The 26,107-nt window shown below is 44.9% G+C and carries 26 protein-coding genes and 1 riboswitch; of the genes, 9 read left to right on the forward strand and 17 right to left on the reverse strand.

Annotation, left to right across the window (positions count from 1 at the left end):
• The first annotated feature begins 430 nt into the window (after nt 1-430).
• Nucleotides 431-1,381 carry a cation diffusion facilitator family transporter gene (locus G9U52_RS11020; protein ID WP_166149279.1) on the forward strand — a complete coding sequence of 317 codons (951 nt, stop codon included), beginning with the start codon at nt 431-433 and terminating at the stop codon, nt 1,379-1,381.
• Between the two features lie 166 nt (nt 1,382-1,547).
• Here G9U52_RS11020 and sdhB read toward each other — a convergent pair whose 3' ends face one another.
• From sdhB to G9U52_RS11035, 3 genes are read right to left on the reverse strand one after another with little or no spacing between them, the layout of a single operon-like run.
• Nucleotides 1,548-2,312, reverse strand: coding sequence for a succinate dehydrogenase iron-sulfur subunit (gene sdhB, locus G9U52_RS11025; RefSeq protein WP_166149281.1), 765 nt, complete (start codon nt 2,310-2,312; stop codon nt 1,548-1,550).
• A 2-nt stretch (nt 2,313-2,314) separates the two neighbouring features.
• Nucleotides 2,315-4,075, reverse strand: coding sequence for a succinate dehydrogenase flavoprotein subunit (gene sdhA / locus G9U52_RS11030; RefSeq protein WP_166149283.1), 1,761 nt, complete (start codon nt 4,073-4,075; stop codon nt 2,315-2,317).
• Nucleotides 4,076-4,091: 16 nt separating this feature from the next.
• Entirely contained in the window at nt 4,092-4,748 is a 657-nt protein-coding gene (locus G9U52_RS11035) for a succinate dehydrogenase cytochrome b558 subunit (RefSeq protein WP_166149530.1), read from the reverse strand.
• Between the two features lie 230 nt (nt 4,749-4,978).
• Here G9U52_RS11035 and G9U52_RS11040 point away from each other — a divergent pair, with 230 nt between their 5' ends.
• On the forward strand, nt 4,979-5,917 hold the full coding sequence (locus tag G9U52_RS11040) for a LysR family transcriptional regulator (RefSeq protein ID WP_243767258.1): 939 nt from the start codon (nt 4,979-4,981) through the stop codon (nt 5,915-5,917).
• A 94-nt stretch (nt 5,918-6,011) separates the two neighbouring features.
• On the opposite strand, the gene G9U52_RS11045 is transcribed toward G9U52_RS11040, so the two are convergent.
• Nucleotides 6,012-6,671: a potassium channel family protein gene (locus G9U52_RS11045; RefSeq protein ID WP_166149287.1), complete on the reverse strand. Its 660-nt coding sequence runs from the start codon at nt 6,669-6,671 to the stop codon at nt 6,012-6,014.
• 11 nt (nt 6,672-6,682) lie between these two features.
• A complete protein-coding gene (locus G9U52_RS11050) occupies nt 6,683-8,035 on the reverse strand; it encodes a TrkH family potassium uptake protein (protein ID WP_166149532.1) in 1,353 nt (450 codons plus the stop codon).
• 63 nt (nt 8,036-8,098) lie between these two features.
• Nucleotides 8,099-8,246: riboswitch (cyclic di-AMP (ydaO/yuaA leader) on the reverse strand.
• Nucleotides 8,247-8,482: 236 nt separating this feature from the next.
• Between G9U52_RS11050 and G9U52_RS11055 the strand changes: the two genes are divergently transcribed.
• Nucleotides 8,483-10,156 carry a CPBP family intramembrane glutamic endopeptidase gene (locus G9U52_RS11055; RefSeq protein WP_166149289.1) on the forward strand — a complete coding sequence of 558 codons (1,674 nt, stop codon included), beginning with the start codon at nt 8,483-8,485 and terminating at the stop codon, nt 10,154-10,156.
• A gap of 50 nt (nt 10,157-10,206) precedes the next feature.
• Here the strand turns inward: G9U52_RS11055 and uvrC are convergent, their stop codons facing one another.
• On the reverse strand, nt 10,207-12,339 hold the full coding sequence (gene uvrC, locus G9U52_RS11060; RefSeq protein ID WP_166149291.1) for an excinuclease ABC subunit UvrC: 2,133 nt from the start codon (nt 12,337-12,339) through the stop codon (nt 10,207-10,209).
• A 171-nt stretch (nt 12,340-12,510) separates the two neighbouring features.
• Nucleotides 12,511-12,825, reverse strand: a complete 315-nt coding sequence (gene trxA, locus G9U52_RS11065) for a thioredoxin (protein WP_166149294.1) — start codon at nt 12,823-12,825, stop codon at nt 12,511-12,513.
• Between the two features lie 247 nt (nt 12,826-13,072).
• Between trxA and G9U52_RS11070 the strand changes: the two genes are divergently transcribed.
• A complete protein-coding gene (locus tag G9U52_RS11070) occupies nt 13,073-13,219 on the forward strand; it encodes a YqzM family protein (protein ID WP_166149296.1) in 147 nt (48 codons plus the stop codon).
• 134 nt (nt 13,220-13,353) lie between these two features.
• Here G9U52_RS11070 and dnaI read toward each other — a convergent pair whose 3' ends face one another.
• From dnaI to G9U52_RS11090, 4 genes are all read right to left on the reverse strand, one after another.
• A complete protein-coding gene (dnaI, locus tag G9U52_RS11075) occupies nt 13,354-14,304 on the reverse strand; it encodes a primosomal protein DnaI (protein WP_166149298.1) in 951 nt (316 codons plus the stop codon).
• A gap of 50 nt (nt 14,305-14,354) precedes the next feature.
• Complete coding sequence (locus G9U52_RS11080; protein WP_166149300.1) at nt 14,355-15,899, reverse strand: replication initiation and membrane attachment family protein; 1,545 nt, start codon at nt 15,897-15,899, stop codon at nt 14,355-14,357.
• Nucleotides 15,900-16,043: 144 nt separating this feature from the next.
• Nucleotides 16,044-16,241: a YwbE family protein gene (locus tag G9U52_RS11085; RefSeq protein WP_166149302.1), complete on the reverse strand. Its 198-nt coding sequence runs from the start codon at nt 16,239-16,241 to the stop codon at nt 16,044-16,046.
• Between the two features lie 39 nt (nt 16,242-16,280).
• The gene (locus G9U52_RS11090; protein ID WP_311764844.1) at nt 16,281-16,565 is read right to left on the reverse strand and encodes a YuiB family protein; all 285 of its coding nucleotides are present in this window, start codon (nt 16,563-16,565) and stop codon (nt 16,281-16,283) included.
• Nucleotides 16,566-16,827: 262 nt separating this feature from the next.
• On the opposite strand from G9U52_RS11090, the gene hemQ reads away from it, so the two are divergent.
• Nucleotides 16,828-17,574: a hydrogen peroxide-dependent heme synthase gene (hemQ, locus tag G9U52_RS11095; protein WP_166149304.1), complete on the forward strand. Its 747-nt coding sequence runs from the start codon at nt 16,828-16,830 to the stop codon at nt 17,572-17,574.
• A gap of 91 nt (nt 17,575-17,665) precedes the next feature.
• Nucleotides 17,666-18,901, forward strand: coding sequence for a GAF domain-containing hybrid sensor histidine kinase/response regulator (locus G9U52_RS11100; protein WP_166149306.1), 1,236 nt, complete (start codon nt 17,666-17,668; stop codon nt 18,899-18,901).
• A 98-nt stretch (nt 18,902-18,999) separates the two neighbouring features.
• Here the strand turns inward: G9U52_RS11100 and G9U52_RS11105 are convergent, their stop codons facing one another.
• Together G9U52_RS11105 and G9U52_RS11110 are read right to left on the reverse strand one after the other, a co-directional pair.
• Complete coding sequence (locus G9U52_RS11105; protein WP_166149308.1) at nt 19,000-19,287, reverse strand: hypothetical protein; 288 nt, start codon at nt 19,285-19,287, stop codon at nt 19,000-19,002.
• Between the two features lie 2 nt (nt 19,288-19,289).
• On the reverse strand, nt 19,290-20,480 hold the full coding sequence (locus G9U52_RS11110; protein ID WP_166149310.1) for an NAD(P)/FAD-dependent oxidoreductase: 1,191 nt from the start codon (nt 20,478-20,480) through the stop codon (nt 19,290-19,292).
• 512 nt (nt 20,481-20,992) lie between these two features.
• On the opposite strand from G9U52_RS11110, the gene G9U52_RS11115 reads away from it, so the two are divergent.
• A complete protein-coding gene (locus tag G9U52_RS11115; protein WP_166149312.1) occupies nt 20,993-21,979 on the forward strand; it encodes an NAD(P)/FAD-dependent oxidoreductase in 987 nt (328 codons plus the stop codon).
• A gap of 115 nt (nt 21,980-22,094) precedes the next feature.
• Here the strand turns inward: G9U52_RS11115 and G9U52_RS11120 are convergent, their stop codons facing one another.
• The 3 genes from G9U52_RS11120 to G9U52_RS11130 form a co-directional block, all read right to left on the reverse strand.
• Nucleotides 22,095-22,250, reverse strand: coding sequence for a sporulation histidine kinase inhibitor Sda (locus G9U52_RS11120; RefSeq protein WP_166149314.1), 156 nt, complete (start codon nt 22,248-22,250; stop codon nt 22,095-22,097).
• 375 nt (nt 22,251-22,625) lie between these two features.
• Entirely contained in the window at nt 22,626-22,997 is a 372-nt protein-coding gene (locus tag G9U52_RS11125; RefSeq protein ID WP_166149316.1) for a HesB/IscA family protein, read from the reverse strand.
• 79 nt (nt 22,998-23,076) lie between these two features.
• Entirely contained in the window at nt 23,077-23,256 is a 180-nt protein-coding gene (locus tag G9U52_RS11130) for an aspartyl-phosphate phosphatase Spo0E family protein (RefSeq protein WP_166149536.1), read from the reverse strand.
• A 229-nt stretch (nt 23,257-23,485) separates the two neighbouring features.
• Between G9U52_RS11130 and mqnE the strand changes: the two genes are divergently transcribed.
• Nucleotides 23,486-24,589: an aminofutalosine synthase MqnE gene (gene mqnE / locus G9U52_RS11135; protein WP_166149318.1), complete on the forward strand. Its 1,104-nt coding sequence runs from the start codon at nt 23,486-23,488 to the stop codon at nt 24,587-24,589.
• A 93-nt stretch (nt 24,590-24,682) separates the two neighbouring features.
• Nucleotides 24,683-25,744: an NAD(P)/FAD-dependent oxidoreductase gene (locus G9U52_RS11140; protein ID WP_166149320.1), complete on the forward strand. Its 1,062-nt coding sequence runs from the start codon at nt 24,683-24,685 to the stop codon at nt 25,742-25,744.
• A gap of 27 nt (nt 25,745-25,771) precedes the next feature.
• Here the strand turns inward: G9U52_RS11140 and G9U52_RS11145 are convergent, their stop codons facing one another.
• Nucleotides 25,772-26,026, reverse strand: coding sequence for a YuzB family protein (locus G9U52_RS11145; RefSeq protein WP_166149322.1), 255 nt, complete (start codon nt 26,024-26,026; stop codon nt 25,772-25,774).
• Nucleotides 26,027-26,107 lie beyond the last annotated feature (81 nt).

The following is a 26,107-nucleotide window of genomic DNA, read 5'->3' on the forward strand; positions in this document are numbered from 1 at the left end:
CCTCAAAAAAACCATTTACTTTAGCGCCTACACCCCGTAAACCCTTGCTCTATAAGGGTTATTTGTCGTCTGGACAAAAAAAGAGAACCGCCAACGGGGCGGTTCTTAAAGTGTTTATATTAAAAAGGGGGTCTTGGTTATTATAATACCTCATAAACATGTTAAAACCATAACAGCAATATTTCAGTTATGTAACAATTTTGAAAGCGCTATTAATTATTAATTGCTTTAACTATATTCCGAGCTTTTCCTCATATAAAAATAGAGAATTATCTCGTAAATAGGAGTAAATCAATGATAAACCTTATCACAATACTGATAATCGCTATCATAAGGCTGATAATCAGTATCATTTAAACTATTTGCCAAAATATCGACCTTGACGTATAATCCAACCATAACATATTTGAAAGCGAAAGAGAGTGATTATATGTATGATTACCATCATCTACGACATGTGAAGGAGCAATCCAAATCCAAAAGGACTTTATGGATCACCCTTCTCTTGACCTTATTTTTCACTATTGTTGAAATTATCGGAGGGCTGCTTTCTAATTCGCTTGCACTTTTATCGGATTCTGCCCATATGATCTCCGATGTACTCGCTCTGGGGCTTAGCATGATTGCCATCTATTTGGCGACACATCCACCGAATGCCCGGTTTACCTTTGGTTATTTGCGGTTTGAAATTATCGCTTCTTTTCTGAATGGATTGGCTTTAGCGATCATTGCTATCGGGATTTTTGTTGAAGGAATTCGCCGCTTCATCCATCCAGAGCCCATTGACTTCAAGCTGATGATTGTCATTGCCTCCATTGGCCTGGTTGTCAATATTGTGCTTACTATCGTGCTGAGCCGCAGTATGAAGGAGGAAGAAAATCTTAACATCCAGAGCGCCTTATGGCACTTTATCGGTGATTTATTAAGCTCGATTGGCGTTATTATTTCTGCGGTACTCATCTATTTCACAAACCAGCAGTGGTTGGATCCACTGATCAGTATGATCATTGGAACCATTATCTTTCTGGGCGGAATGAAAATTATTAAGGCCTCGTACATGATATTGATGGAATCTGTTCCCCCACATTTTAATTTGGATGAAATCCGTGCAGCGATTAGAACCGTCGAAGGTGTAGAGGATGTTCATGAAATGCACCTATGGGCCATTTCCTCCGACCATTATTCGCTGACCGCCCATGTGTTTATTGATGACAAGATCCAACCGTTCTGCATCATCCTCGCTATTAATGAAACCCTGCAGAAGCAGTATGGGATCGCCCACTCTACGATTCAAATGGAAAATGCCAGCATTCATCCCCATGGGGAATATGGCAAGCAATTTCTGCTGCACCGCGAGGAGCTAGGACATTCTTCAGAGTAGATTACCAAGTAGCACACTTCCTAATAGACCTTAAGCATTGTCGGTATAAATGCGAAGAACCTTCAATTCCACGATTCAAGTGGAATTGAAGGTTCTTTATATTCGACTAGAGGCCATTTTCAGGAAGTGCGGTCTCTCTTAGATCTGCTTGGATTTGCTTAAGTCCTTACATCCCTAACCATTTTTTAAACAAATGCTTCGTTGTATCCCTGTTCATTGCTGCGATTGAAGTCGTAAGCGGAATGCCTTTCGGGCACGAGCGCACACAGTTCTGTGAATTACCACAGCCTTCGATGCCGCCGTCCTCCATCAAGGTATCCAGACGCTCATCAGCGTTCATTTCACCTGTCGGGTGGGCATTGAACAATCGAACCTGGGATATGGCGGCAGGACCAATAAACGAGGTTTTATCGTTTACATTGGGACACGATTCCAGACATACGCCACAGGTCATGCATTTGGATAGCTCATAGGCCCATTGGCGCTTGCTCTCTGCCATACGGGGTCCTGGACCAAGGTCATACGTTCCGTCAATTGGGATCCACGCTTTAACCTTCTTCAGCGCATTAAACATCCGCTCGCGGTTAACTACAAGGTCCCGCACGACAGGGAACGTGCTCATTGGAGCGATGCGTACAGGCTGCTCCAGCTTATCAATAAGCGCCGTACAAGCTTGGCGCGGCTTGCCATTGATCACCATCGAACATGCACCGCATACTTCCTCCAAGCAGTTGGAATCCCAGCATACCGGAGTTGTTTTAGTGCCCACAGCATTGGTCGGATTTCTCTGAACCTCCATCAATGCACTAATCACATTCATATTAGGACGGTAAGGGATCTCGAATTCCTCTGTATAGGACTTGCTTTCAGGGGAATCCTGACGGGTAATAACGAATTTAACCTTTTTACCCGCAGTATTCGTTTCAGCCATGATTAGCTCGCTCCCTTCTTCTTATCGGTTGAGTAATCCCGTTTACGAGGCTCGATTAAGGATACATCGACATCTTCATATTCTATGGTAGGACCGTTAGGTGTCCATTTGGCTTTTGTTGTTTTCAGGAAGCGCTCATCATTACGCTCGGTAAACTCAGGCTTGTAATGGGCGCCGCGGCTTTCATCACGCATAAGCGCACCTAATGTCATTGCATGGGAGAGCTCAATCATATTCCAAAGCTGACGGGTAAATGCTACGCCTTGGTTATTCCATCGAGCGGTATCGGTCATGCTGATATTCTTGTAGCGTTCCTTCAGCTCGTTGATCTTAGCCAAGGTTTCTTCAAGCTTCTTGTTGTAACGTACAACCGTCATGTTATTGGTCATCCATTCGCCCAACTCTTTGTGCAGGACGTAGGCATTTTCCGTACCGTCCATTTTCAACAAGCCTTCATACTTATCCTTTTGCTTCTTCAAATCATTCTCATACAAAGTGGAAGAAATATCCTCGGAATGCTTGGCTAAGCCCTTAATATATTCAATCGCCTTAGGCCCCGTAATCATACCGCCATAAATAGCGGATAATAGCGAGTTCGCACCTAGACGGTTGGCGCCATGGTATTGATACTCGCACTCGCCACAGGCGAACAAGCCTGGGATGTTCGTCATTTGGTTGAAGTCAACCCACATTCCGCCCATGGAATAATGAACGGCAGGGAATATTTTCATTGGAATTTTACGGGGGTCATCACCCATAAATTTTTCGTAAATTTCAATAATTCCGCCTAGCTTAACATCCAATTCCTTAGGATCCTTATGGGAAAGATCGAGATAAACCATGTTCTCTCCATTAATACCCAGCTTTTCATCCACACATACTGCGAATATTTCCCGCGTTGCAATATCACGAGGAACCAAGTTGCCGTATGCCGGATATTTTTCTTCAAGGAAGTACCAAGGCTTGCCGTCTTTATAGGTCCAAATACGTCCGCCTTCACCTCGTGCTGACTCGGACATCAAACGAAGCTTATCATCACCCGGGATCGCGGTCGGATGAATTTGGATAAATTCGCCATTCGCGTAATAAACGCCCTGCTGGTAAGCAGCACTTGCGGCTGTACCTGTATTGATAACCGAGTTGGTCGATTTACCGAAGATAATCCCAGGACCGCCTGTTGCCAGAATAACGGCATCGGCAGGGAAGGAGATCATTTCCATCGTACGCAGATCCTGCGCGGTAACACCACGGCATACGCCGTCATCATCAAGGATCGCGCCAACAAACTCATAATGCTCATATTTAGTTACAAGACCGGCGGTTTCCCAGCGGCGTACCTGCTCATCCAATGCGTATAATAATTGCTGGCCTGTTGTGGCTCCAGCAAAGGCTGTACGGTGATATTGCGTACCACCAAAACGGCGGAAATCTAGCAAGCCCTCAGGTGTACGATTGAACATAACACCCATACGGTCCATAAGATGGATAACGCCTGGTGCGGCATCACACATCGCTTTAACAGGTGGCTGGTTAGCAAGGAAGTCGCCTCCATACACCGTATCGTCAAAATGTTCCCAGGTGGAATCGCCTTCGCCTTTTGTATTAACGGCGCCATTAATTCCACCTTGAGCACAGACAGAGTGTGAGCGTTTTACTGGAACCAGTGAAAACAAATTAACATGGACACCTGCTTCTGCGGCTTTAATAACAGCCATTAAACCAGCTAAGCCCCCACCAACTACGATTACTTTTGAATTAGCCATTGTTGTTTTTCCCCCCTTAACCTTTAGCCGGCTGCGGTACAGTTTGGAAATCAGGATTCAGGAATGCCGTTAATGACATCAAGAACATCACCGTCATAATCACAAACACGCCGATCCATATATACGAAGATACCTTTTGCGCCCGCGGTCCAACAGTAATTCCCCAGCTGACCAGGAAAGACCACATACCATTGCTAAAATGGAACACCGCAGCCACAATGCCGATACAGTAAAAGACAAAGCTGACCGGATTGGTCGCAATATGATGCATTTGCACACCAATAGCTTCTTGCTCAACATTACCCAATGTAATTTGAAAGCGTGTTTCAAAGAAATGCCAGGCCACGAACAAGAACGTAATGACACCTGTAACACGTTGCATAAAAAACATTTGGTTGCGGAAGTAGCCATAATTGGACACGTTATTCCTTGCCGTGTACGCAACATATAAGCCGTAGATCGCATGATAGAGCAGCGGAATCCAGATGGCTACGATTTCAAGCGCCAGCACCAAGGGCAGATTATGAAGCCATTCAACCTCTTCAAGAAATGCCGAATGTCCGCCTTTTGAAGCAGAATAGTTAGTTATTAGGTGCTCGACCAGAAAGAATCCGACCGGAATCACACCAAGCAATGAATGCAGCTTACGATTTAAATACGAATTTCCAAACATTTGAATGCGTTCCCCCCTTAAATAGTTGATAGCCGTGTTCACATTTTTGTCAAAACCATTTTTCATTGTACCCCCGCAAGAAACAAGCGTCAACAAGTTTCGCTACGCCTATTTTCCATGAGTCGACAAATATTTATGCAATTGTGGCAAAATAATGTGAAGCTTAAGTAACATATACATCGTACTCCTTTAACGCTTATAATGGAAGTGCCGATTATTTATAATCACTTATGCATTTTAAACATAAGCAGCAGAAAGCAGGTATCCCTATGTTCGAAAATATTGATATTTTTGCAGTCGTCGTTGAAATGGAAAGCTTGAATAAAGCTTCACACTCCTTAAATATATCCCAACCCGCCTTGTCGCGAAAAATTATGCGGCTGGAGGAAGAGCTGGGTATTGAGCTATTCAGGCGTAAGGGAAAACGGTTGGAAATTACCCGTGCCGGGCAAATCTGCTATGAGTATGCCCTGGAGCAGCGCACTCTGGAACGGAAGCTGCAGCGTTCCATTGAAGAATTTAAAACAACGGTCAAGCCCGCAAGTATCATTATTGGAGCCAGCCTAACGACCCTACAATCCACTCTGCCCGATTTAATCACAATTTATGCCAAGGACTATCCCCACACCGATATAAAAGCCATCACCGGCAAAACCCATGAAATTGTCCCGATGGTCAAGGAACGCAAGGTGGATATCGGTCTCGTTGCTTCCAAAATCGAACATCCCGGCCTGCAATGCATTCCGTTATTCGACGACCGCCTCTGCCTGGTGCTCCCCGATAATCATTCTTATGTGGACAAAGCATCTATAGAAATAACAGATTTACACGGGCTGCCGATGATCTTATTTTCCCGCGGAACCTGGTACCGGATTCTCATGGACGAATTGTTTCAGCGTTATTCCTTACAGCCTGATGTGAAAATGGAAATCGATTCCTTCGAAGCGATTATCCGTCTAGTTTCCACCTGCAAAACCGCTACACTGCTTCCCGAGTCCTATCTCCGACGCCATTTCCTGGAGGAAAACGAACTGGTCGTGCGCTTTATTCCCGCCCTCGACCAAACAACAAGAACGACCTCCCTGTTGTACACAGAAGAGGCCGTCCATCATCCTTCCGCACAGCGGTTTATTGAAAAAGCCAAAAGCCATTTTAACCGTAATGACTAAAATTTAAAAGTCGGTGAAAACTTCGCAGAGTGGCCAGGGGTTCTGGAGATAGCGTAGCAGTGCCTTTGTTTATGGTTTCAATCGGAGGAACCTGCTACGCAATATCATGCTCAAACAATTCGATCTGTGCATTCGTGCCAATCACAACCATGATATCCTGCTCCTCCAAAATATCAACAGCCGTAGGCGCTATAATAACGCCTTGCTTCTTATTAATAGCAACGACGCTGCAGCCATACTTGGCACGCAGGTTCAGATCCCTTAAGGTCCAGCCTGACATCCGCTTCGGCACGGCCAGTTCGGCAATCGTATAATCCTTGGATAGCTCAATAAAATCGAGCAGATTCGGAGAAACCAGCTGATGGGCGACACGGATCCCCATATCACGCTCTGGATAAATAACACGATCCACGCCGATTTTATTTAGCACCTTGCCATGCAGCTCGGAAAGCGCCTTAGCTACGACCTTTTTTACCCCAACATCTTTAAGCAAAATAGCCGTCAAAATACTCGCTTGAATATCGCTCCCGATCGCAACAACGACACAGTCAAAATTGCGGATGCCCAGAGAACGAAGCACCTCCTCGTCCGTAGAATCTGCTACGACCACATGGGTCAGAACCTCACTCATCTCATCGACGGCTTCTTCATCCTGGTCAATACCCAGAACCTCATGGCCTAGCTTGACGAGCTCCTTCGCTAGGCTTGAACCAAATCTGCCCAAACCAATAACTGCATATTGCGTGCGTTTCATTATATGTTCCCCTATCCAATTGTAATTTTCCCTTCAGGGTATCTGTATAATTCTTTTTCAGCTTTTGGTCCCAACGCATAAGCCAAGGTTAACGGCCCCAAACGACCGGCGAACATCGTTATGGAGATAAGAATTTTGCCAACTATCGATAAATCCGCTGTAATTCCCATCGACAAGCCAACTGTACTAAAGGCCGAGGTCACCTCGAACAAAATCTTCAGCAACGAGTGATCCTCGGTAGTCGACAGCACCATCGTTACGAAAATGATAAGAAATAGCGCTATCATCGTCAAAGTAATGGCTTTGAGAATACGATCCTTGCCCAGACGATAGTGGAATAGGACAATATCCTCTTTCCCCCGAATCATTGCGATAATCGCCCCAATCAGCGTGGTAAATGTAGTGGTTTTGATCCCGCCGCCCGTTGATCCGGGTGATGCGCCAATAAACATCAGGATGATCATAAAAAATTGGGAGGCCTGCCTCATGCCAGCAATATCAATGGAATTGGCGCCTGCCGTTCTTGGGGTTACCGATTGAAACAGCGAAGCCCATATTTTGCCCGACAGGCTGAGCGTCCCCATGGTTCTCGCATTGCTGAATTCAAACATAAACAGCACAATAGCACCAAATACAATAAGCCCTGCTGTAGCACTTAACACTACCTTGGAATGCAGCGACAATCTTTTTACCTTCTTATATTCAAGCAGGTCCGATAAGACAATAAACCCGATGCCCCCGAGTACAATAAGCCCCATGGATACGATGTTCGTAATAGGGTCGGAAGCATAAGCAGTAAGGCTGCTAAAGGGTCCTGACACGGAACCGAATAAATCGAAACCTGCATTATTGAAAAAAGAAATCGCATGAAAGACTCCAAAATAAATACCTTTGGCTAGTCCCAGATCAAATGACCAACGGATCGAGAAAATAATCGCCGCAACCAACTCTATCGTTAGAGAGTAATAAATCACTTTACGAATCAGCCGGACAATCCCTTCCATACTGCCTTGGTTCATCGCTTCCTGCAAAATAAGCCTTTCTTTTAAGGAAATCCGTTTTTTCAGCGCAAAGGCAAACAAAGTGGCCATCGTCATAAAACCAAGTCCGCCGATTTGAATCAAAACCATAATGACACTTTGTCCAAATATCGAGAAATAAGTACCCGTATCAACAATGACCAATCCAGTTACACAGGTAGCCGATGTTGCCGTAAACAAAGCATCAAGAAAGGGGAGCCTAGCCCCGGCTGCAGATGCCACTGGCAGTGAGAGCAATATAGCCCCCAGTACAATAATCGCGGCAAAGCCAAGCACTAAAATTTGTGGAGGCGCCAGCTGGAATTTTTTCCATGGTAATTTCATCATTCACCTCATATATGGATATAAACACAGCAAAAAAGACACTGGAAACCCACTGTCTCATAAAGGTTCCTGCCATAAAGCCTACGAGGTTAGCTGACGGATTCGGGTTTACAGGTACCCTATCAATCCCATTACATGAATGGAATTGGATTCACCCCTTACTACAATGGTTCCCCCGTTTTCAAAAAAAGAAACTCGGCTTTCATATTCAATTCATATGAATTATAAAGCTATTTAACTATAATCACAAAGTCGTAATAACTCGAAAAGCAGGGATAAACCGATTCTTATAAGAGCTGGGGTCCAGCCGAATGGCTAAACGCTTGGGATTCCACCATTTTTCACCGTTATGCTGGTTCATGCATTGGATTTGCCTTAGCATGTATGCTAAGTTTAGAGAATACAATAACCAAAGTAATCCAAACCATTTACCCTAAGGAGACAATCATGGTCAAACGTCAATCGGAATCTACTTTACTGCTGTTGGCAGTCATTGGTGTCATCCTTTTTTTAAGCGTTATTTTTACATCCTCTTATCTGCTGGGCACTGACCAAGCTGAAGAGGAAGCCAGCCAGACACCTGCCATAACGATGCAGGAAGCAGCCGATGTCGCCGTTCGTTTTGCCCAAAAGCAATTCCAGCTTTCCAGCAATTATGAAGCCAGTACTTTATACCAAACCCATTCCAAACGAAGCGGATATTTGCAAAAGGAGCATTTATCAGATACTTACTCGGAACGTTTCGCTAATCTGCCGATCGATTATTATGAGGTGGAAATTAACGATTTATCGAGGGGCTCCACAACGTACTACGTCGATATCAACTACGAGAATAGCCAGGTTCTTGGTTGGTCAGCGCATCTTTCCCCTTTAACCAAGGCGAATACCGTAGCCTCGTCCCTCGTAGAGCCCCAGGCGCTTGCCGAGCAAGCCATTCAAGACCAAGGCTATACATTGGCCGATTTCACGAAGCTGGATCTGGATAAAAGCCCTGCCTTGGAGAAAGGCAGCTCTCTTCCTGCCGCATTAGGCAGCAGCTTCGTTTATCAAAGCCTCACCAACCAGATTGGTGAGGCGAGGCTGCATCTGTCCTTGGCCGTTTCGGGCGGCAAGATCGTTTCCTTCTACCCGCTGTTTAACATCCCGGCTTCCTTTGAAGCCTGGCAGGCCGCACAAAATGACAGCGCATCGCTGATGACGCGCATCAGTATGTTGGTTTCCTTGGGTATGGCTGCCTATGCGCTTTATATTCTCATTCGTTACCGCAGAGAAATCACCTTCCGCAGCGGCCTATGGCTGACGGTGATCTTCCTTATTATTTACATCGGTAATAATTTTAATATGCTTCCTGCCTTTCGCACCTCCCATTCCGAAGGACCGTCGCAGTTTGAAGCGCTGTTCTATCTTGCCTTCCTTAATGTCATCATTGTGATGATGGCTGTCAGCGTGTATTTGTCCGTCCTTGCGGGCAAGCAGATGTGGTCGAGATTCCACTGGAACCCGTTACCCAGCTGGAAAGAATCTAGCTTTGGAAGAGATGCCTTGACCGCTATGGGCCGCGGTTACCTGCTATGCTTATTCATCCTTGGCGTGCAGCAGGTGTTGTTTTTTATAGCCGAGCAGGCTTTCGATGTGTGGTCGGTCAATGATGCTTCCGACTCCGTGCTGAATATGTCCATACCTGGATTTTTCCCCTTAATGGCTTGGGCTGCGGCAATTTCCGAGGAAGCAATTTACCGCTTATTTGGGATCGCTTTTTTCATGAAAATTTGCCGTTTCCGCTTTCTGGCCATCTTGCTGCCCAGCGTCATCTGGGCATTAAGCCATACCCAATACCCGATTTATCCGGTCTACACGCGGTTGGTCGAGGTCACAATTATCGGCGTTATTTTCGGCTATGCTTTTCTGAAATACGGGTTTATGACCGTACTGTTTGCCCATGCCTCCATGGATAGTATTCTGATGGGCATGTCCTTATATGGATTAGGCGATTGGACACATATTCTCATCGGCAGCTTTTACCTAGTTTTCCCCGCTTTAGTCGGCTGGTTCATCTACAAGCTTCATCAAAGCAGAACAAAAAGACGAGCTTCGTCTATGCCTCGTCTTGATCAATATTAGCTATAAACTCAAAAATGCAGCTAAGAGGTTATGCTCGAGTTAGTGTCATTCTAGTGGCTGCCTGAGGGCTCGTCTTGAGCGCCGTTAGCTGCGTTAGTTGCAGCCTCTTCCTGGGCATCGCCCTCTTGATCGTCATTAAGTGCCTGTAATATTTGTGCAGCCAGTTTGACGCCAATACCAAGCGGTCGGAAATCTTCAATTCCGGCTTCTTTTATTTTTTTCATGGATCCAAAATGCTTTAAAATCGCCTTGCGCCGCTTCTCCCCCACTCCGGGAATCGAATCCAGCTGGGAGACGATCATGGACTTGGCACGCGTGTCCCGGTGGAAGGTGATCGCGAAGCGATGGACCTCATCTTGTATGCGCTGGAGCAAATAAAATTCCTGGCTATCACGCGGCAAAGGAATCACCTCTGCCGGATCGCCCATCAGCAGCTGCGCTGTCTTGTGCCTGTCATCCTTGGCTAAGCCACAGACCGGGATGTAGAGCCCGAGCTCATTCTGCAGCACATCGATGGCGGCCGATATTTGCCCTTTTCCTCCATCGATCACGACCAGATCAGGCATTGGCAAGCCTTCCTTTAATACGCGCTCATAACGGCGTCTCACGACCTCACGCATCGTCTCGTAATCATCGGGGCCGGTTACAGTGCGGATCTTGTATTTGCGGTACTCCTTACGGTCAGGCTTGCCATCGGTGAATACGACCATAGCAGAGACCGGGTCCGAGCCTTGGATATTGGAATTATCGAATGCCTCAATACGTCGAATAACTCCGGTTCCTAACCAATCCCCTAGGTTTTCAACAGCCATTACCGTACGCTGCTCATCGCGGGCTATCAGTCGGAATTTCTCATCCAAGCTAACCCGTGCATTGTCACCGGCCATCTCCACCATGTTTTTCTTCGATCCCCTGCGTGGAAAATGCACCTTGACCTTAAGCCAGCTTTCCAAAGCTTCTTTAACATCCTTTTTCGTCGCTTCGACCTCAGGCTCAAGCTCAACTTCCAGCCTCGATATGTCCGTATCCCGCGTATCTAGCGGCTCAAACGCCGCCTCCCCGCCTGCTGCTTCATCCAGCAAAATATCCACGGCTGCCAAAACATTCGCACCCGTGGCTGGATCAGCCATCGTCCCTGCCTCTGCCCCGCCCGCAGCATCCTCTGCCATCGCGCCTGCCAAAGTCCCTGCCTCTGCCCTAGGCAGCACCGTTACTGCCTCCAAAGGCAAAAAGATTTCCTTCGGCAAAGCCGGATTGTCGCTGTAATACTGCGTAATAAAGGTGACGAAATCATCATATTCATCCCCATAATAGGGGAACATCGAAGCATGGCGTTCGATAAGCTTGCCCTGGCGCATATATAAAATTTGTACACACATCCAGCCCTTGTCAACGGCATAACCAAATATATCGCGGTCTGACGAATCGGTCGTCGTAATATTTTGCTTTTGCATGACCTGGTCAATATGGATCACATGGTCGCGAAGCTCCTTTGCCCGTTCAAAATTCAGCTCCTCTGAAGCCTCCTGCATTTTACGGGTCAAATCCTTTTTGATTTCATCATGACCGCCATTTAGGAAACGGGATATTTCCTGGACCATCTTGTCGTAAGCTTCTTGGTCAACCTCATATTCACAGGGGGCTATGCACTGTCCTAGGTGATAATAAAGACAGACACGATCCGGCAGCTTTTTACATTTACGCAAAGGGTATAGCCGATCCAATAATTTCTTTGTCTGCTGGGCTGCAAAGGCATTGGGGTAGGGGCCAAAATATTTCCCTTTATCCTTAAACACCCTGCGGGTCACTTCCAGCCGCGGATGGGTTTCGTGGGTAATTTTAATATATGGAAAGGTCTTATCATCCTTCAGTAATACATTGTATCTGGGATGGTGCTTTTTAATTAAATTACATTCAAGAATGAGTGCTTCGACATTACTGGCAGTAACAATATATTCAAAGCTGGCAATCTCCTGGACTAGCGCCAAGGTTTTGGCATTATGGCTCCCGGTAAAATAAGAGCGTACCCGATTACGCAGCACCTTTGCTTTTCCGATATATATAATGATATCCTCTTTATTTTTCATCAGGTAACAGCCCGGCTTCTCGGGCAAGAGGGCCAGCTTGCTGCGGATTTGCTCATCGCGTTTTTTTCGTTCCAGCTGCTCTTCATTTGGAGACATCACGCCCCCTCCTTTCCATGCAAAAAAAGCTCTTTTCCAGCATAGCAGAAAAGGAGCTTTTACTCTACGGTCTTGCCGCAGCAAAACCGCTTCACAAACGTCAATATGTATCGATTAATGCCATACAAGCTTCATTAACCGAGCGTTTTGCCGGGCAAAACCGATTTTGTCTTATTGATGCTTGGTTACAACGTTTTTCAAAGCTTCCTTCGATTGAAAGCCTACCACTTTATCTACTGGCTGGCCATCTTTAAACACGATCAGTGTAGGGATACTCATCACGCCAAAGCGGGAAGCCGCTTCTGGATTGTCATCCACATTGACTTTAGCAATTTTCAGGTTGCCAAGCTCCTTGTCCAGCTCTTCCAATACAGGAGCAATCATTTTACAAGGTCCGCACCACGGAGCCCAGAAATCAACCAAAACCGTACCAGATCCTTCAACTTCGTTTTGAAAGGATTGATCCGTTACATTTACGATAGCCATAGAAATTCTCCTTTACCCAATAAAATATAGTGAACATGTAAAGTATACCACAGTAAGCCCTATTTTCAACCGCACACGTTCACCATAAAAGCTAACCCGCTTGCATTCTGCCTTCAACTTGTCACAAAGCGCGTGCGCGATGCCTATTTAAAAATGAACTTGCTTTACATTTCTCGGTGAAGTTGGTTATACTAAATGTGATTCTTCAACCATCGGTCTTCACTCAATCCAAGGAGGAATTATTCCTATGAACGAAATCAAACACCCTGAGATTCACGTTAACGAAGAACCACGCAACGATTTTATGGACGTCGCTATTGGTTTTGGTGCATTTTTTGGTTTCTTGTTACTTATGGGCGTAGTTGCAACAGTTATCTCTCTACTTATCAAGTAATTTGCCGAGTACAAGAATACAGATCCCATCAAGTCCTATACCAGCTAAGCCTGTTCCTACCTTGGAGCAGGCTTTTTTGTTATCATGGTTTTGTTCCAACTGCTTTATGGGACTGCTGTATACTCAGACCTTGACTAGCCGCCGCGCTTATTGTACCCATTAACAAGGATTACTTCCACGAAAGGACGAATCCGGTCCATAATCCGCCTGCCTTTAAATTCCTCATCTCCATCCTTGCTGGTAAAGCTAAAATGCTGCTCCAGTGCATTCAGATCATGGTTCGATGTAAAAAAAGTAGGCTTGCGGTTCATCCGATAATTCAGGATCGCCCCCATCACATGGTCACGCAGCCAAGGGTTCAGGTTCTCCGCTCCAATATCGTCGAATACGAGTAAATCCGTATCCTTGAGCGCATCGATCGTTTCCTTTAGCTTCTGCGGATCCTGGAACATCGCCTTTAAATCCTCCGCGAAATCAGGCATGTACACAATCGCTCCACTAAACCCGCTTTTCGCCAGTTCATGAAGCATATAGCACATCAAAAAGGTTTTGCCTGTGCCTAGGCTTCCCGCCAAATATAAGCCTGAGCTTTGCAGCCCTTCACCACGTGTCAAATAGATATACTGGTTCAGCTTATCCACAGCTTCCTCACGCGCCGGATCTTTATCGAATATTTCCATCGATGAATAGCCCTGTGACAATGCCCGCTCATCCACATAAAAGCTGCGGATACGGCTGCGGATTGCATCCTGGTTCTGCTTCGCAATCAGCTTCTTACAGGGAACCTTCGTATCGTACAAGCTAGTTCTTCCATTGTCCGATTCGACCGTAAGCATCGTGTAATGCCCTATAAAATCATTGGGGCATAGGTCCAGCCCCGGACAATTCGAGCAGCTTTTATGCTCAGTCACATATTGATAAAGCTTATTCATATTGATCTTCATTGTATATTCATCAAGTAGCGGATATTGCTGCCGCAGCTTCGTTATTAACGGGTCCGCCAATACTTCCTTGATCTTACTCTCGGCTCTTTGGCGGAATTTCGAATTGGGCATCGACTTGAGTACATCGGAGAGCGATTCCATAGCTTTTAACACTCCTTCCACATTCCGTTGTTCCTAGCCGTTGCTCGGTGCTATACTTTACCGTCCAGCATCTGCGCTCTACGGCGCATAGCTTCGCGTTCCTCAGCACTCCGTGAGGCGGCTGCCGTTACCGGCTTATCCTCGACCGTAGGCAGCAAGGGCTTCTGCCTGCCTGTACCGCGCGCATAATTGCTGCGTTGCCCAGCAGCCCCCGTAGAGCCGCTGGCGCGTGCGCCAGTGCGTGGAGCAGCAGCGGCTGACTTGCTTTCCATATACTTCGCTTGCTCGCGAATATATTGCACTGCCTGCTCGTACGAATTCACCTGCTTCGCCAGCATATCCGTAACACTGAACTCAATTGAAGCCTTCGACCATGACCGCTTATTCATATACAAATAATGGATCATGACATTGATGACTTCCTCTTTCAAGCCATAATTCAAATCAACCTTGGCCAATGTATCCAACAGCCCATCAGGAACCGTGCCTTTGGAAAATATTTTTTCCAGCAAAAACCGATAAGGCTCATTACGCAAAATATAATTATACTGGTGCTGGTTGCATTCCCCTTGGAAAATATCCGGCACCTGCAAATAAAATTCCATCTCTACGGTTTTATCAGTGGCGGCTTCGCCGTTGCCATCCTTAGCTTGTACTCCAGCCCCACGCACCTGTTGCTGTTCCACCTTGGCCAAATAACGCCCTCGCTCTTCGCCGCGCTTCTTGTCTTGCCGAAACACCAAGTTTGCCTTATGCTGCAGCAATTCGAGCATGAGTTCCCCATGCGGATCAAACACACCATCTTCATCCAACAGGCGGCAGATGTCCGTCAGGTATAAGCCATATTTTTTGGCTACATAATTAATTTGTCCCATCTGCTCAGGCTCATATTTCAGCTGCTCAACAAAAACACGGTTTCCCGACTCCCGAGGAAAATGCAAAATAATATCGGCATACTGGAAGCCTTTATTCACAATTTCGAGTTTTGCCTCTGCTGGCTTGGTGCTTGCGGTTTCGAAAAAAGCCTGCTCCATCTCCAAATCAATAGCTTGCGAATTCAAATGGAACAGCTCATAAAAGGGTACTGACAAATTTTCTTCATTTGCCGATTTTAGCTCATCGGGCTCCAGCTGCAATAGCTCATCACGCAAAGAATAAATCATATATTTTCCGACTTTATCACGCAACAGTAGGGTTAAATGCTGGTTTTTAAAAAATTCATTGGGCAACAAGGGAGCATGGAGCGTATACACATACACATAATCATCCGAAGCCTCGGCGAATTTACGGGTAGTTTTTAGCAAGCCGATCGCTTCAAGCTTCGACGTCTGCTCAATAAAAAACTTCCGCCCCCGCTCACCCGTCTCCAGCTCCAAGGAAAGAAATAGCTTGCGCTGCTGCTCGGTTGAGGAGCACCCTACCTTATCCATCGCCAATTGCAGGAACAAGGTGTGGAACAGGCTGATCGCATAAGCTCCGACCATCGGCTGGTAAATCGTTGAGAGCATTTTCATGTCTATTCCGCTTAATGAAAAGTCCCGTACCACATAAAAGCGGTGGTATTCCGAGAAGTGGTGCATATTCGTAATTCGCATAAGCTCAAATCCCATCTAAATAACATTACTAGTCTAGTAAACTTCATTTTAACACAGAACTCGATAAGTTGGGTGATGAAAACGATGAAAAAAACTCCCAGAGGCTTTGTCGTAACAAAACAGCTCGGGAGCTCTTAGGCTTGCTTATTCGATAATAACCTCTTTAACACGGCCGACAATCCCGTCCACCAGACGGACTTTGATGCCATGGGGATGATTTGGCGAATTGGTTAAAATATCCTTTACGACACCTGCCGTTAGCTTGCCGCTTCGTTGATCCTGCTTTTGGACAATTTGAACCTTTCTTCCTGGTATTACATCTTTACGTTGCTGGCCATTCATCAATGATCACCCGCTTCCTTCCTCCCGTTAAGGAGGCTTCTAGAACATTTGGTAGCCTCGAACACGCAAGGCTTTAATCGTCCAACCACTTAAGGCGGCACCCATCAGCCCGCCAACAGCTGGAATGTAGTCGGCCACCGAATATTCCGATAAATTCGATGCCAGCGACCCTGTCCCCCAGCCCCAATAAATGATCAATCCGATCACCAATACGATATAGCCATAAATCGGAAACCATGTTGTTTTCATCAGCATGTTTAATATAAAACCGAGACCGAAGAACAATACAAACAACAGCACGGTAACAATCATTAGTTGCAGCACAATCCCAACTCCTTTAATACAATCGGATATACCTAAGTTTATTCTATATAAGTTTTGCCACGGGGTAAAGTGAACGCTTGATGAACAACTCCCCTTCGTGAAACGGTAACACTTTATTTGCCCTTTGAGTCCAATTTCGTTACAATGGTACAGGCGGGCAAGTACGAATAAAAGGCCTTGCCTAGTTTGATGATTGATGCAAGTTCTTGCAGGTCACTATTATATATGAAAACGAACCTATTACATAGAAGGAGTGTTCTTAATGAGTGAAGCTCTACAAACATTAGAAGGCTGGTATGCACTAAATGATTTTCGCGCTATTGATTGGACCGCCTGGAAAAGTCTTTCCAAACAGGAAAGAAATCGCGCCGAGGACGAGCTCTACAGCTTGCTGGGCCAGTACCAAGATGTAGAGGATAAGAAACAAGGAAGCACGGCATTTTATTCGATCGTCGGCCAGAAGGCAGACTTTATGTTCATGCATCTGCGTGAAACCTTGGAGGAGCTCAACGAGCTTGAAACGGCGTTCAATAAAAGCTTGTTCGCTTCCGTCACCATTCCGACCTTCTCCTATGTTTCCATCGTCGAGCTAGGCAGCTATATGGCAAAGCCGGGGACGGATCCGATGGAAGATCCAGATATCATCGCACGCCTCAAGCCTATCTTGCCTAAAGCACGTCACGTTTGCTTCTACCCGATGAATAAACGCCGAGAGGGCAATGACAACTGGTATATGCTATCGACAGAAGAACGCCGTACCTTCATGCGCGCGCATGGCATGATTGGACGTACCTATGCAGGAAAAATCAAACAAATTATCGCAGGCTCGATTGGTCTCGATGATTGGGAATGGGGCGTTACCCTCTTTGCCGAGGACGCCTTACAGTTCAAAAAAATCGTCCACGAGATGCGCTTCGACGAAACAAGCGCCCGCTTTGGTGAATTCGGCGAATTTTACGTAGGCAATTTACTAAGCCGTGACAAAATGGAAGCTATGCTAAAGTTGTAACACCTCCAACCATCATCTATACCCTACCTGGGCTAAACAGCACAGGTAGGGTTTTTCACCCTTAAAATTAGGACAATAGGCAGGTGTCAACTTGGAGACAGAAATGGTCGAGAATATTTTATCTTTAATGTCTATTCGTGCATACGAAGCGGCTGGACAGGTTATGCAAACCGCCAGCGAGCTTATATTAGCCCATACCTTTTACATCTCGGCCATTGATGGGGATACATCCACTATACTTAAAGCCTTTAACCGCGATCGCCAATTCCTTCAGGAAGGGTGGCGTATTCCTTATGAGGAATCCTATTGCCACCTGGTGATTGATAAGTCTCCAGTTCCGCTGATCATCGAGAATAATCTCATCCACCCGTTAACTAGCGATATGAGCGTGACCCCCGTCCTAGGTGGCTGTTCCTTTCTAGGTGTCCCTATCAAAAGGCGTGATGGGTCTATATACGGAGCCTTTTGTGCGTTTGATCCCGACTATTATCCATTTCATGCCAAAGATATTAGCTTAATGAACTCATTAGCTGTTTTTTTCGCCTATGTCCTTGAACTCGACAACACGATAGATGCTCTAAAAAAATCGGAAGCGGTTGCCATTCGGGCTCTGGAGGACAACTCCAATTTGATGACCACCATGACCCATGAAATCCGCAATCCTATGAACGGCGTTATTAGTATGACCAACTTCCTCCAGGAAACCGAGCTATCCTCTGAACAAAGCGGGTATACCGAAATTATTCAATCGAGTAGCCAAGCGCTTATTTCTATATTAGACAACCTGCTGGAATATTCGAAAATAGAATCTGGAAATATGGAGTTAGATATTCTTCCCTTTGAAGTTCTTTTTTGTGTAAACCAAGTTAGCGCTTTATTTAATGCTAAAGCTTTAGAAAAAGGAATTGAATTGATTGTTGAAGTTAACGATGCAGTGCCTTCAATTCTTTTTGGTGATGAAAATAAGATTCGACAAATATTAATAAATTTGTTGGGAAATTCTGTAAAATTTACGCAAAAGGGATCAATTACCTTATCCGTCGATTTAATTTCTACTGAAAAAGAAACGGAATCCGTTTACCTTGCTTTTAAAGTAAGAGATACAGGTATTGGGATACCCAAGCTTGTTGCTGATCGGCTGCTCCATTCTTTCTCCGCTGAGGATTCCACAACTCCCCGCAAATTTTATGGGGGGACTGGGCTTGGGCTCGCCATTTGTAAGCAGTTAATTGAGCTAATGGATGGACATATCTGGTTAGAGGCTACTGGAAACGGAACCTGCTTCTGCTTTGATATCCAAGTTTCTTATGTAGACCAGCCTTCTTAGCTGTCTGTAACTTCTTCCGTCCAAATCCTGACCGCCAAAAAGCCATACAGCCGCGAATCAGCGGCTATATGGCTTTTTTAAGATTTTGCTTTTCATTATTACTTTTGTTCTTCGTCATCATCGTCGTCATCATCGAATCTGGCATCTCGGCTCGCTTCAGCCTTTTGCGCCAAATAAGCTTCGGTATCCCGATCGCGCTGACGCGACTTTTCCTTCAGCCTTTCAATGGCCGGCAGAATCAAAGTATCAATTTCCTTTTGCACCGTATAAACCAGATCATAGCGGGTTTGGGACTCCAGATAATGCCCCACGTCAATGAGCGCGTTATAGCGATCCAGCTCATCCCGCGTCAATAAACCGCGTACCTGTACGCTGCAGTGCCGCATAACTAGAAGCGACCTTTCTTCAGCACCAGAGGAATTCCGCCAATCATATAAAGGTAACGCATATCGATAACCTTTTTCATGATAGCAGCCATACCGCCTTTAACTTTACGGGAACCAACAATACCAATCGCTTCGCCGCGTCCGAGTGAAGCAACCGTACCTTTGCTCTCATAAGTGAAGCCTTTAAGCTTTTCACCACGAATGGAAGCAACAAGATTGTGCGAACAGACATCCGCTTGTTGAATCGAGATTTGAGCCGTTGGCGGGTAAGGGCGACCTTCCGGACTGAATACAAGCGAGCAATCGCCTAATACATAGACGTTATCGTGGCCAGGTGCACGCAGGTTCTCGTCAACCTTAATACGACCGCGCATCGTTTCAAAGCCTGCATCATCAAGCATATGATTGCCGCGGATACCGCCTGTCCATACGACAGTGGCTGATTTGATTTCTTCTCCGTTAGCAAGAATAACGCCATCAGGTGTGCATTCTTTAATAGCCGTTGCAATTTTAAAGGTTACGCCTTTACTTTGCAAGACACCCATTGCATACTCAACCAGCTCTGGATCAAATCCAGGCAATGCTGTTGGTGCAGCTTCAATGTTATATACTTTCACAAGGGAAGGATCAACGTCATATTCTTTGCAAAGCTTCGGAATACGGTCAGTCACTTCACCAATAAATTCAATTCCTGTAAACCCGGCACCGCCTACTATAAATGTTAAATAATCTAGACGGTTTGGTTCGCGTTTGAATCTTGCAAATTGATATTCAATATGCTCACGGATAAAACGAACGCTATTGATACTGCGAATGCTTAGCGCATATTCCTTTAAGCCTGGAATACCAAAGGTTTCAGGCTCTCCGCCTAAACCAATAACCAAATAATCGTAGGAAAGTGTACCTTCCTCGAGAATAACCTTCTTTTCTTGAGGGCGAATTTGAACAACTGTCGATTTCACAAAATCGATTTTAAATTCGTCAATCAGTTTAAGGATGCTTACCCTTGCGTTCTCTGGGTTATCTGTTCCTGCAGCGGGCATATGCAGATGTGTAGTAATGTAGTGGTAATCATGTTTGTTGACAAGAGTTACATCAGCTTCGTTGTAATTCAATTCCTTTTGCAAGCGAATAGCCGTTACAATGCCTCCATACCCTGCTCCCAAAATAACTATTCTTGGTATTCGACTCATGGTTAATCCCTTCCATCCGTTAGTTTCTTTTTATCAATCATTGTAAATCGCCACAAAAATGATTGTGAAAATTTACACAAAGTACACCGCGGGTCATTTTCTTCATGATAGTTTGATCATAATACATAAATAATATGACCAATCCCCTTTCAAATCTCACATCAGTGTAAACAAGTTCTCAAGACATAGTATACTCTTAAGTGACAAATAGCAAGGTTTGTTTTGGTTAATATAGAGGAAAAAAACGAACACTAACTTGAGTATATACGCGATTCCTCCCAATTACTGCGTATTTGTTAAGAATCAAATGCTGAAGCCTTTATTCGACTTTTTACCTGCTAAATTTTCGGTGTTGTACATACTGTAGACAAGAAAATCCTTCATAAGATTAATATTTCCTTCCATTATGTGCCCATGTATAATATAATTCGAATATTGTTAACTGATATTCATTATCAGTGATTCATTTCAATTACTGATATTCATTAATCCTTAGGAGGTTCATTAAACAAATGCAGAACGAAATTGTGGATATTATTATTATTGGCGGAGGCCCTGCCGGTATGTTTGCCGGGTTCTATGGTGGTATGCGTCATGCAAGTGTAAAAATCATTGAAAGCATGCCCCAACTAGGTGGACAATTGGCTGCCTTGTATCCGGAAAAGTACATTTATGATGTTGCCGGGTTCCCAAAAGTAACAGCGGCGGAGCTTGTAAGCAACCTGGAGCGCCAATTGAAGCACTTCCCAACTGATATTCGCTTGGAAGAAAAGGTACTGCAGGTGATTAAGAAGGACGAGCGTTTGTTCGAAGTTGTTACCGATAAAGGTGTCCATCAATCCAAAGCTGTTATTATAACGGGTGGAGTTGGCGCTTTTGAACCAAGACGTCTGGAATTGCTGGAAGCATCGAAATTCGAAAAGAAAAACCTTCATTATTTTGTTAGTGACCTGCTTAAATTTAAAGGTCAAAAAGTATTGATTAGCGGCGGCGGCGACTCCGCGGTAGATTGGGCTTTAATGCTAGAGCCAATTGCAGAAAAAGTGTACTTAACACACCGTCGTGATAAATTCCGCGCGCATGAGCATAGTGTAGAGAACTTGAACAAATCTACTGTCGAGATTTTAACCCCTAAAGAAATTACCGCGCTTCACGGAGAAGATTATATCAATAGAGTTGTTTTGACGGATTGCAAAAGCGGTGAAGTGATGGACGTTGAAGTAGATGCCGTTATCGTCAATTTCGGTTTTATTTCCTCCCTAGGCCCAATTGCAGAATGGGGCTTTGAAATCGATAATGGCTCCATTATCGTCGATTCCCGCATGGAAACAAGCATTCCCGGCATCTTCGCTGCTGGTGATATCACTACTTATCCCGGCAAGCTGAAATTGATTGCTGTTGGATTTGGTGAAGCCCCTACCGCCATTAATAATGCCAAGGTTTATATTGACCCTACCGCCAAGCTATCCCCAGGACATAGCAGCAATATGAAAATGTAATTTATGGTTTGTCTTTTAGGCAAAAGCACCAAAAAAGGATATCCACTTACGTAATTCTGTTATGGATATCCTTTTTTGGTTTGTACGTTGTTGTTCCTATCTATGGTGGTGAGATTTAGCTAACCTGCGCTTCTCCGTTGGGATAATAATCTACACTTAGTTTCCGACGACTGATCTCATCCAATAAGAGCCGAATAAATTCCTTCTCAAGCTTCAGGTCTAATGCCTTGAAGTAGGTGTCAATTAATACTTCGTTGCTCATTAGTCTCATTAAATATCACCCAAATTCTGTAAAGTAAATTCATATTAACACGTTAAATCCTTAAGAACAAGTGTTCCGTTATCCACAAGCAACTGTGTATAAGCTGTGCGCAATTTGTTGATAAGTGTAACAAACTGGCTGATAACACGGTGGATAGTGTGGACAAGGTTATGCACAGGCTAACTTACCCACCATTCACGCTAAAAATATTTTTAATTTTGTGAATATTTGCTTTGTTTTGCCTATAAAGCCTTGTTTAATATCTTTTAACCATTTTCGCGCAAGCTTAATCCACAGTTGGGTCCGAACCAAAAAACCTCCTGCATTTTGTATGGGCTACATACAAATGCAGGAGGTTTTTTAAATGCTTATTTAAGCTTAGGGTTACACTTCTACTTTATCATCACAAGGCTCTGGAGTTCCTTCATAATCAGCAGGCTTGAATGAAGATCCACAGCCACAAGAAGCTACGGCATTCGGATTATCAATAGTAAAGCCCCCGCCCATTCCTGTATCCTTGAAATCAATTTCTACACCGAATAAATATTTGGAGCTATCCCCATCCACTACTACCTTAAGTCCATGGATTTCAAATATTTTATCATCGGCATTTTCTTTATCATCAAAGCCCATACCATATGAGAACCCACTGCATCCGCCTGACTTAACACCAAGACGCAGGAATAGGTTTGGTGTTTCTTCGCTTGCGAGCATTTCTCTAATTTTATCAACAGCTGTTTCGCTAATGTTTACCATTTGTTATAACCTCCTAAAGTTTTTCGAAGGGAAACTTATTTAAAAGGGTTACATAAACCCCTCTCTTCTCAGTATACTCTTAATATGTATACTCCTCAAGACCCTTAAGCTTTAACTGCTTGTCCAATTGGTAAAATTGCAATAACAATATATCAAGCTGGCTGCTACACTGCTGCACTTCCGGATGCATGAAGCCATATTGATCGACGAGTTGAACCATATGTGATCTAACTATCTCTATTTCTCTTGAATATTTCATAAGCTCATTCGAGTAGATGGATTTCAATTGTCATCACCACCATATACATAGATTCGCATATTTACTTAATTCTGCCAAAAAACGCCTTTAGGTTACATCTTTCTACTTTCAATTCCATTATAAGGGTTATAAATCCATTTTGTCGAACTCTGTATTGCCCCACCCAAGCAGTAAGTTTATAATAGATAAGATTGCTTCACCATTTACACTAAAAAAAGGAGGTGGCTCCATGAGTATTTTAATTAGTCGTTCTGAACAAAGGATGGCCGAAATCGCCGATAAAGTCAGGAATGAGGTGCGGCTATCGGCAGATGATGGTTTATTTTTGTACCAATCCGATGATTTATTATCCATAGGCCAATTAGCAAATGAGGTCAATCTTCGTAAAAATGGAAAGAAAGTGTTTTTCATTGAAAATATGAGCTTATATTTTACCAATGTTTGTGAAGCTCATTGTGCTTTCTGTCATTTCCGCCGGGATGAAGGCGAAGAAGGTGCTTACACCTTAACACCTGAACAGATGTTTGAATTTATCGATGAGCATTACCACCCTGGTATGCGCGAGTTCCATATTGCACAAGGCCATAATCCCCATCTTAAATTTGACTATTATCTCGAATCCATACGCTCATTGAAGCAGCGTTATCCCAACGTAACAATTAAGGCGCACACTGCGGCAGAAATTGAGTTTTATTCGCGGATCAGTGGGTTAAGCTATAAAGGGGTGCTTGAGGCTCTGATCGATGCAGGTCTTAGCACATTGACCGGTGGAGGTGCAGAAATCTTGTCCGAGCGCTACCGCAAAAAAATGGGCGTAGGCAAAGCAACTACCGATCAATGGCTGGAAATTCAACGCGTAGCCCATGGAATGGGTATGAAGACGCACGCAACAATGCTTTATGGTTCCATTGAAACTCTAGAGGAACGCATTCAGCATATGATTTATTTGCGTGAGCTTCAGGACGATACAGACGGCTTTATGGTATTTATTCCGAACTCCGTGCAGCCTGCCAGTGTAAATGCTGGAATCAAGCGCCGCGTAGCCGCTTTTGACGATTTGAAAACCATCGCGATCAGCCGTTTGATGCTGGACAATATTCAACACATCAAAGCTTATTTTATTAATTTGGGCACACAGCTTACACAAATCGCCCTTACCTTCGGAGCCTCCGATGTGCACGGAACGATAGTTAAGGAACGGATCAGCCACGCGGCTGGAGCTTTGTCTCCTGAAGGCCTAACTCGTGATGAGCTTGTTTGGCTTATCCAAGGCGCTGGGCGAATTGCTGTAGAACGTGATACGTTTTACAAAGAAATTAAAGTTTTCGAATAATCAACACTTAAATAAAGATCAACACTTAGAATGCCTCATAACGGTTTCTAAGGTTTGTATTTCGGATAGTTGGAGAGAAGGGGTTTGTGCATCATGAAAAAAATCGTCATTTTGGGCGGAGGCTATGGCGGTCTCACTGTAGCCAATGAGCTGCTCGAAAAAGATTTGCCTGCCGACACTGTCTTGGTACTCATCGACCGGATGCCCTACCAAGGATTAAAAACTGAATATTATGCTTTGGCTTCTGGGACGCTCGCCGATAAAGAAATTCGCGTTCAATATCCTGTAGACCCACGCTTAATTCTTAAATATGGCGAGGTTACCGCTGTTGACCCCGTTCAAAAGCTGATTTTGTTTGAAAATGATAAGCCCATGGCTTATGATACGCTAATTCTGGGTCTTGGCTGCGTGGACAAGTACCATGAGATTCCTGGCGCTCAGCAATATTCCAACAGCATCCAAACGCTTTCGGGCACACGTAAAACGTATCAGGCGGTCAATGATACGTTGCCCTATGGGCAAGTCACCATTGTTGGCGGAGGCTTAAGTGGTGTCGAGATGGCAGCAGAGCTTCGTGAAAGCCGGGCAGACCTCAACATCCGCATCCTGGATCGCGGACCCAGCATCTTGTCTGCTTTTCCTGAGAAGCTGCAGGGATTCGTCCGTGAATGGATGCAGGAGCACCAGATCGAAATGATGCCCCATGTTTCACTTTCCCGGCTTGAAGGCGGTATCCTGTATAACCAGCAGGATGTGATCCATACCGATGTAACCATCTGGACGGCCGGCATTCAGCCAAGCCCTATCGTGCAGCAATTACAGCTTCCCAAAGACAACCAAGGACGGCTCATTATTAATGAGTACCACCATATTCATGATTACCCGGATATTTATGTGGTTGGCGACTGTGCGTCGCTGCCTTTCTCGCCAAGCGCGCAGGCAGCCGAAGCACAAGGCGAGCAGATTGCACAAGTCATTCGTGCAGGCTGGAAGCAGCAAACCCCTCGGCTTGGACAAATCAAGCTAAAAGGGGTTTTGGGTTCGCTTGGCAAAAAATCCGGCTTTGGCGTCATGGGCAAACGTTCAATTACCGGTCTGGTGCCCCGCGCTTTAAAAAGTGGTGTGTTATGGTTATCTAAGCACCATTTCGGTTAAGTTTATCCGCTTGTGTCCCAGCTAGGGCTACTCACCCAAAAGATCGAGCATAGCTTGGGCTTGCTTTATTTTGGATTGGATTCGCTCATACAGCTCATCTGGGGATGCAGCGGCTACAATTTCGCCATTGACTAAGGCATAAGGAAACGTATAGCATTCCCCACAGTTACCCAGACAGCCGTATTCGATCACATCTAGCTCGATATCTGCTTCGAGGCGTTTCATTACCAATTCCGTGCCGCTATGCAGATTACTTGAGCAAAATTCGATGATTGCACTCATGTTTACTTCGCACCTGCCTTGTTAGCCATTTTAATTTCATGGCAATTGTATTATAATAAGAGTTAGAAAGGAGTTGACGTC

This window comes from Paenibacillus agricola, from assembly GCF_011440305.1.
In the GTDB taxonomy this organism is placed as follows: Bacteria; Bacillota; Bacilli; order Paenibacillales; family NBRC-103111; genus Paenibacillus_S; species Paenibacillus_S agricola.

What these genes read in the sequence shown, in the direction of transcription:
- G9U52_RS11050 (WP_166149532.1), bottom strand. Translation starts at nt 8,035, where the DNA reads ATGAAATTACCATGGAAAAAATTCCAGCTGGCGCCTCCACAAATTTTA.
- G9U52_RS11140 (WP_166149320.1), top strand. Translation starts at nt 24,683, where the DNA reads ATGAAAAAAATCGTCATTTTGGGCGGAGGCTATGGCGGTCTCACTGTA.
- G9U52_RS11055 (WP_166149289.1), top strand. Translation starts at nt 8,483, where the DNA reads ATGGTCAAACGTCAATCGGAATCTACTTTACTGCTGTTGGCAGTCATT.
- G9U52_RS11110 (WP_166149310.1), bottom strand. Translation starts at nt 20,480, where the DNA reads ATGAGTCGAATACCAAGAATAGTTATTTTGGGAGCAGGGTATGGAGGC.
- uvrC (WP_166149291.1), bottom strand. Translation starts at nt 12,339, where the DNA reads ATGTCTCCAAATGAAGAGCAGCTGGAACGAAAAAAACGCGATGAGCAA.
- G9U52_RS11125 (WP_166149316.1), bottom strand. Translation starts at nt 22,997, where the DNA reads ATGGTAAACATTAGCGAAACAGCTGTTGATAAAATTAGAGAAATGCTC.
- sdhA (WP_166149283.1), bottom strand. Translation starts at nt 4,075, where the DNA reads ATGGCTAATTCAAAAGTAATCGTAGTTGGTGGGGGCTTAGCTGGTTTA.
- mqnE (WP_166149318.1), top strand. Translation starts at nt 23,486, where the DNA reads ATGAGTATTTTAATTAGTCGTTCTGAACAAAGGATGGCCGAAATCGCC.
- G9U52_RS11145 (WP_166149322.1), bottom strand. Translation starts at nt 26,026, where the DNA reads ATGAGTGCAATCATCGAATTTTGCTCAAGTAATCTGCATAGCGGCACG.
- sdhB (WP_166149281.1), bottom strand. Translation starts at nt 2,312, where the DNA reads ATGGCTGAAACGAATACTGCGGGTAAAAAGGTTAAATTCGTTATTACC.
- hemQ (WP_166149304.1), top strand. Translation starts at nt 16,828, where the DNA reads ATGAGTGAAGCTCTACAAACATTAGAAGGCTGGTATGCACTAAATGAT.
- G9U52_RS11085 (WP_166149302.1), bottom strand. Translation starts at nt 16,241, where the DNA reads ATGAATGGCCAGCAACGTAAAGATGTAATACCAGGAAGAAAGGTTCAA.
- G9U52_RS11105 (WP_166149308.1), bottom strand. Translation starts at nt 19,287, where the DNA reads ATGCGGCACTGCAGCGTACAGGTACGCGGTTTATTGACGCGGGATGAG.
- G9U52_RS11115 (WP_166149312.1), top strand. Translation starts at nt 20,993, where the DNA reads ATGCAGAACGAAATTGTGGATATTATTATTATTGGCGGAGGCCCTGCC.
- G9U52_RS11080 (WP_166149300.1), bottom strand. Translation starts at nt 15,899, where the DNA reads ATGCGAATTACGAATATGCACCACTTCTCGGAATACCACCGCTTTTAT.
- G9U52_RS11020 (WP_166149279.1), top strand. Translation starts at nt 431, where the DNA reads ATGTATGATTACCATCATCTACGACATGTGAAGGAGCAATCCAAATCC.
- dnaI (WP_166149298.1), bottom strand. Translation starts at nt 14,304, where the DNA reads ATGGAATCGCTCTCCGATGTACTCAAGTCGATGCCCAATTCGAAATTC.
- G9U52_RS11040 (WP_243767258.1), top strand. Translation starts at nt 4,979, where the DNA reads ATGCATTTTAAACATAAGCAGCAGAAAGCAGGTATCCCTATGTTCGAA.
- G9U52_RS11045 (WP_166149287.1), bottom strand. Translation starts at nt 6,671, where the DNA reads ATGAAACGCACGCAATATGCAGTTATTGGTTTGGGCAGATTTGGTTCA.
- G9U52_RS11070 (WP_166149296.1), top strand. Translation starts at nt 13,073, where the DNA reads ATGAACGAAATCAAACACCCTGAGATTCACGTTAACGAAGAACCACGC.
- trxA (WP_166149294.1), bottom strand. Translation starts at nt 12,825, where the DNA reads ATGGCTATCGTAAATGTAACGGATCAATCCTTTCAAAACGAAGTTGAA.
- G9U52_RS11130 (WP_166149536.1), bottom strand. Translation starts at nt 23,256, where the DNA reads ATGAAATATTCAAGAGAAATAGAGATAGTTAGATCACATATGGTTCAA.
- G9U52_RS11120 (WP_166149314.1), bottom strand. Translation starts at nt 22,250, where the DNA reads ATGAGACTAATGAGCAACGAAGTATTAATTGACACCTACTTCAAGGCA.
- G9U52_RS11035 (WP_166149530.1), bottom strand. Translation starts at nt 4,748, where the DNA reads ATGTTTGGAAATTCGTATTTAAATCGTAAGCTGCATTCATTGCTTGGT.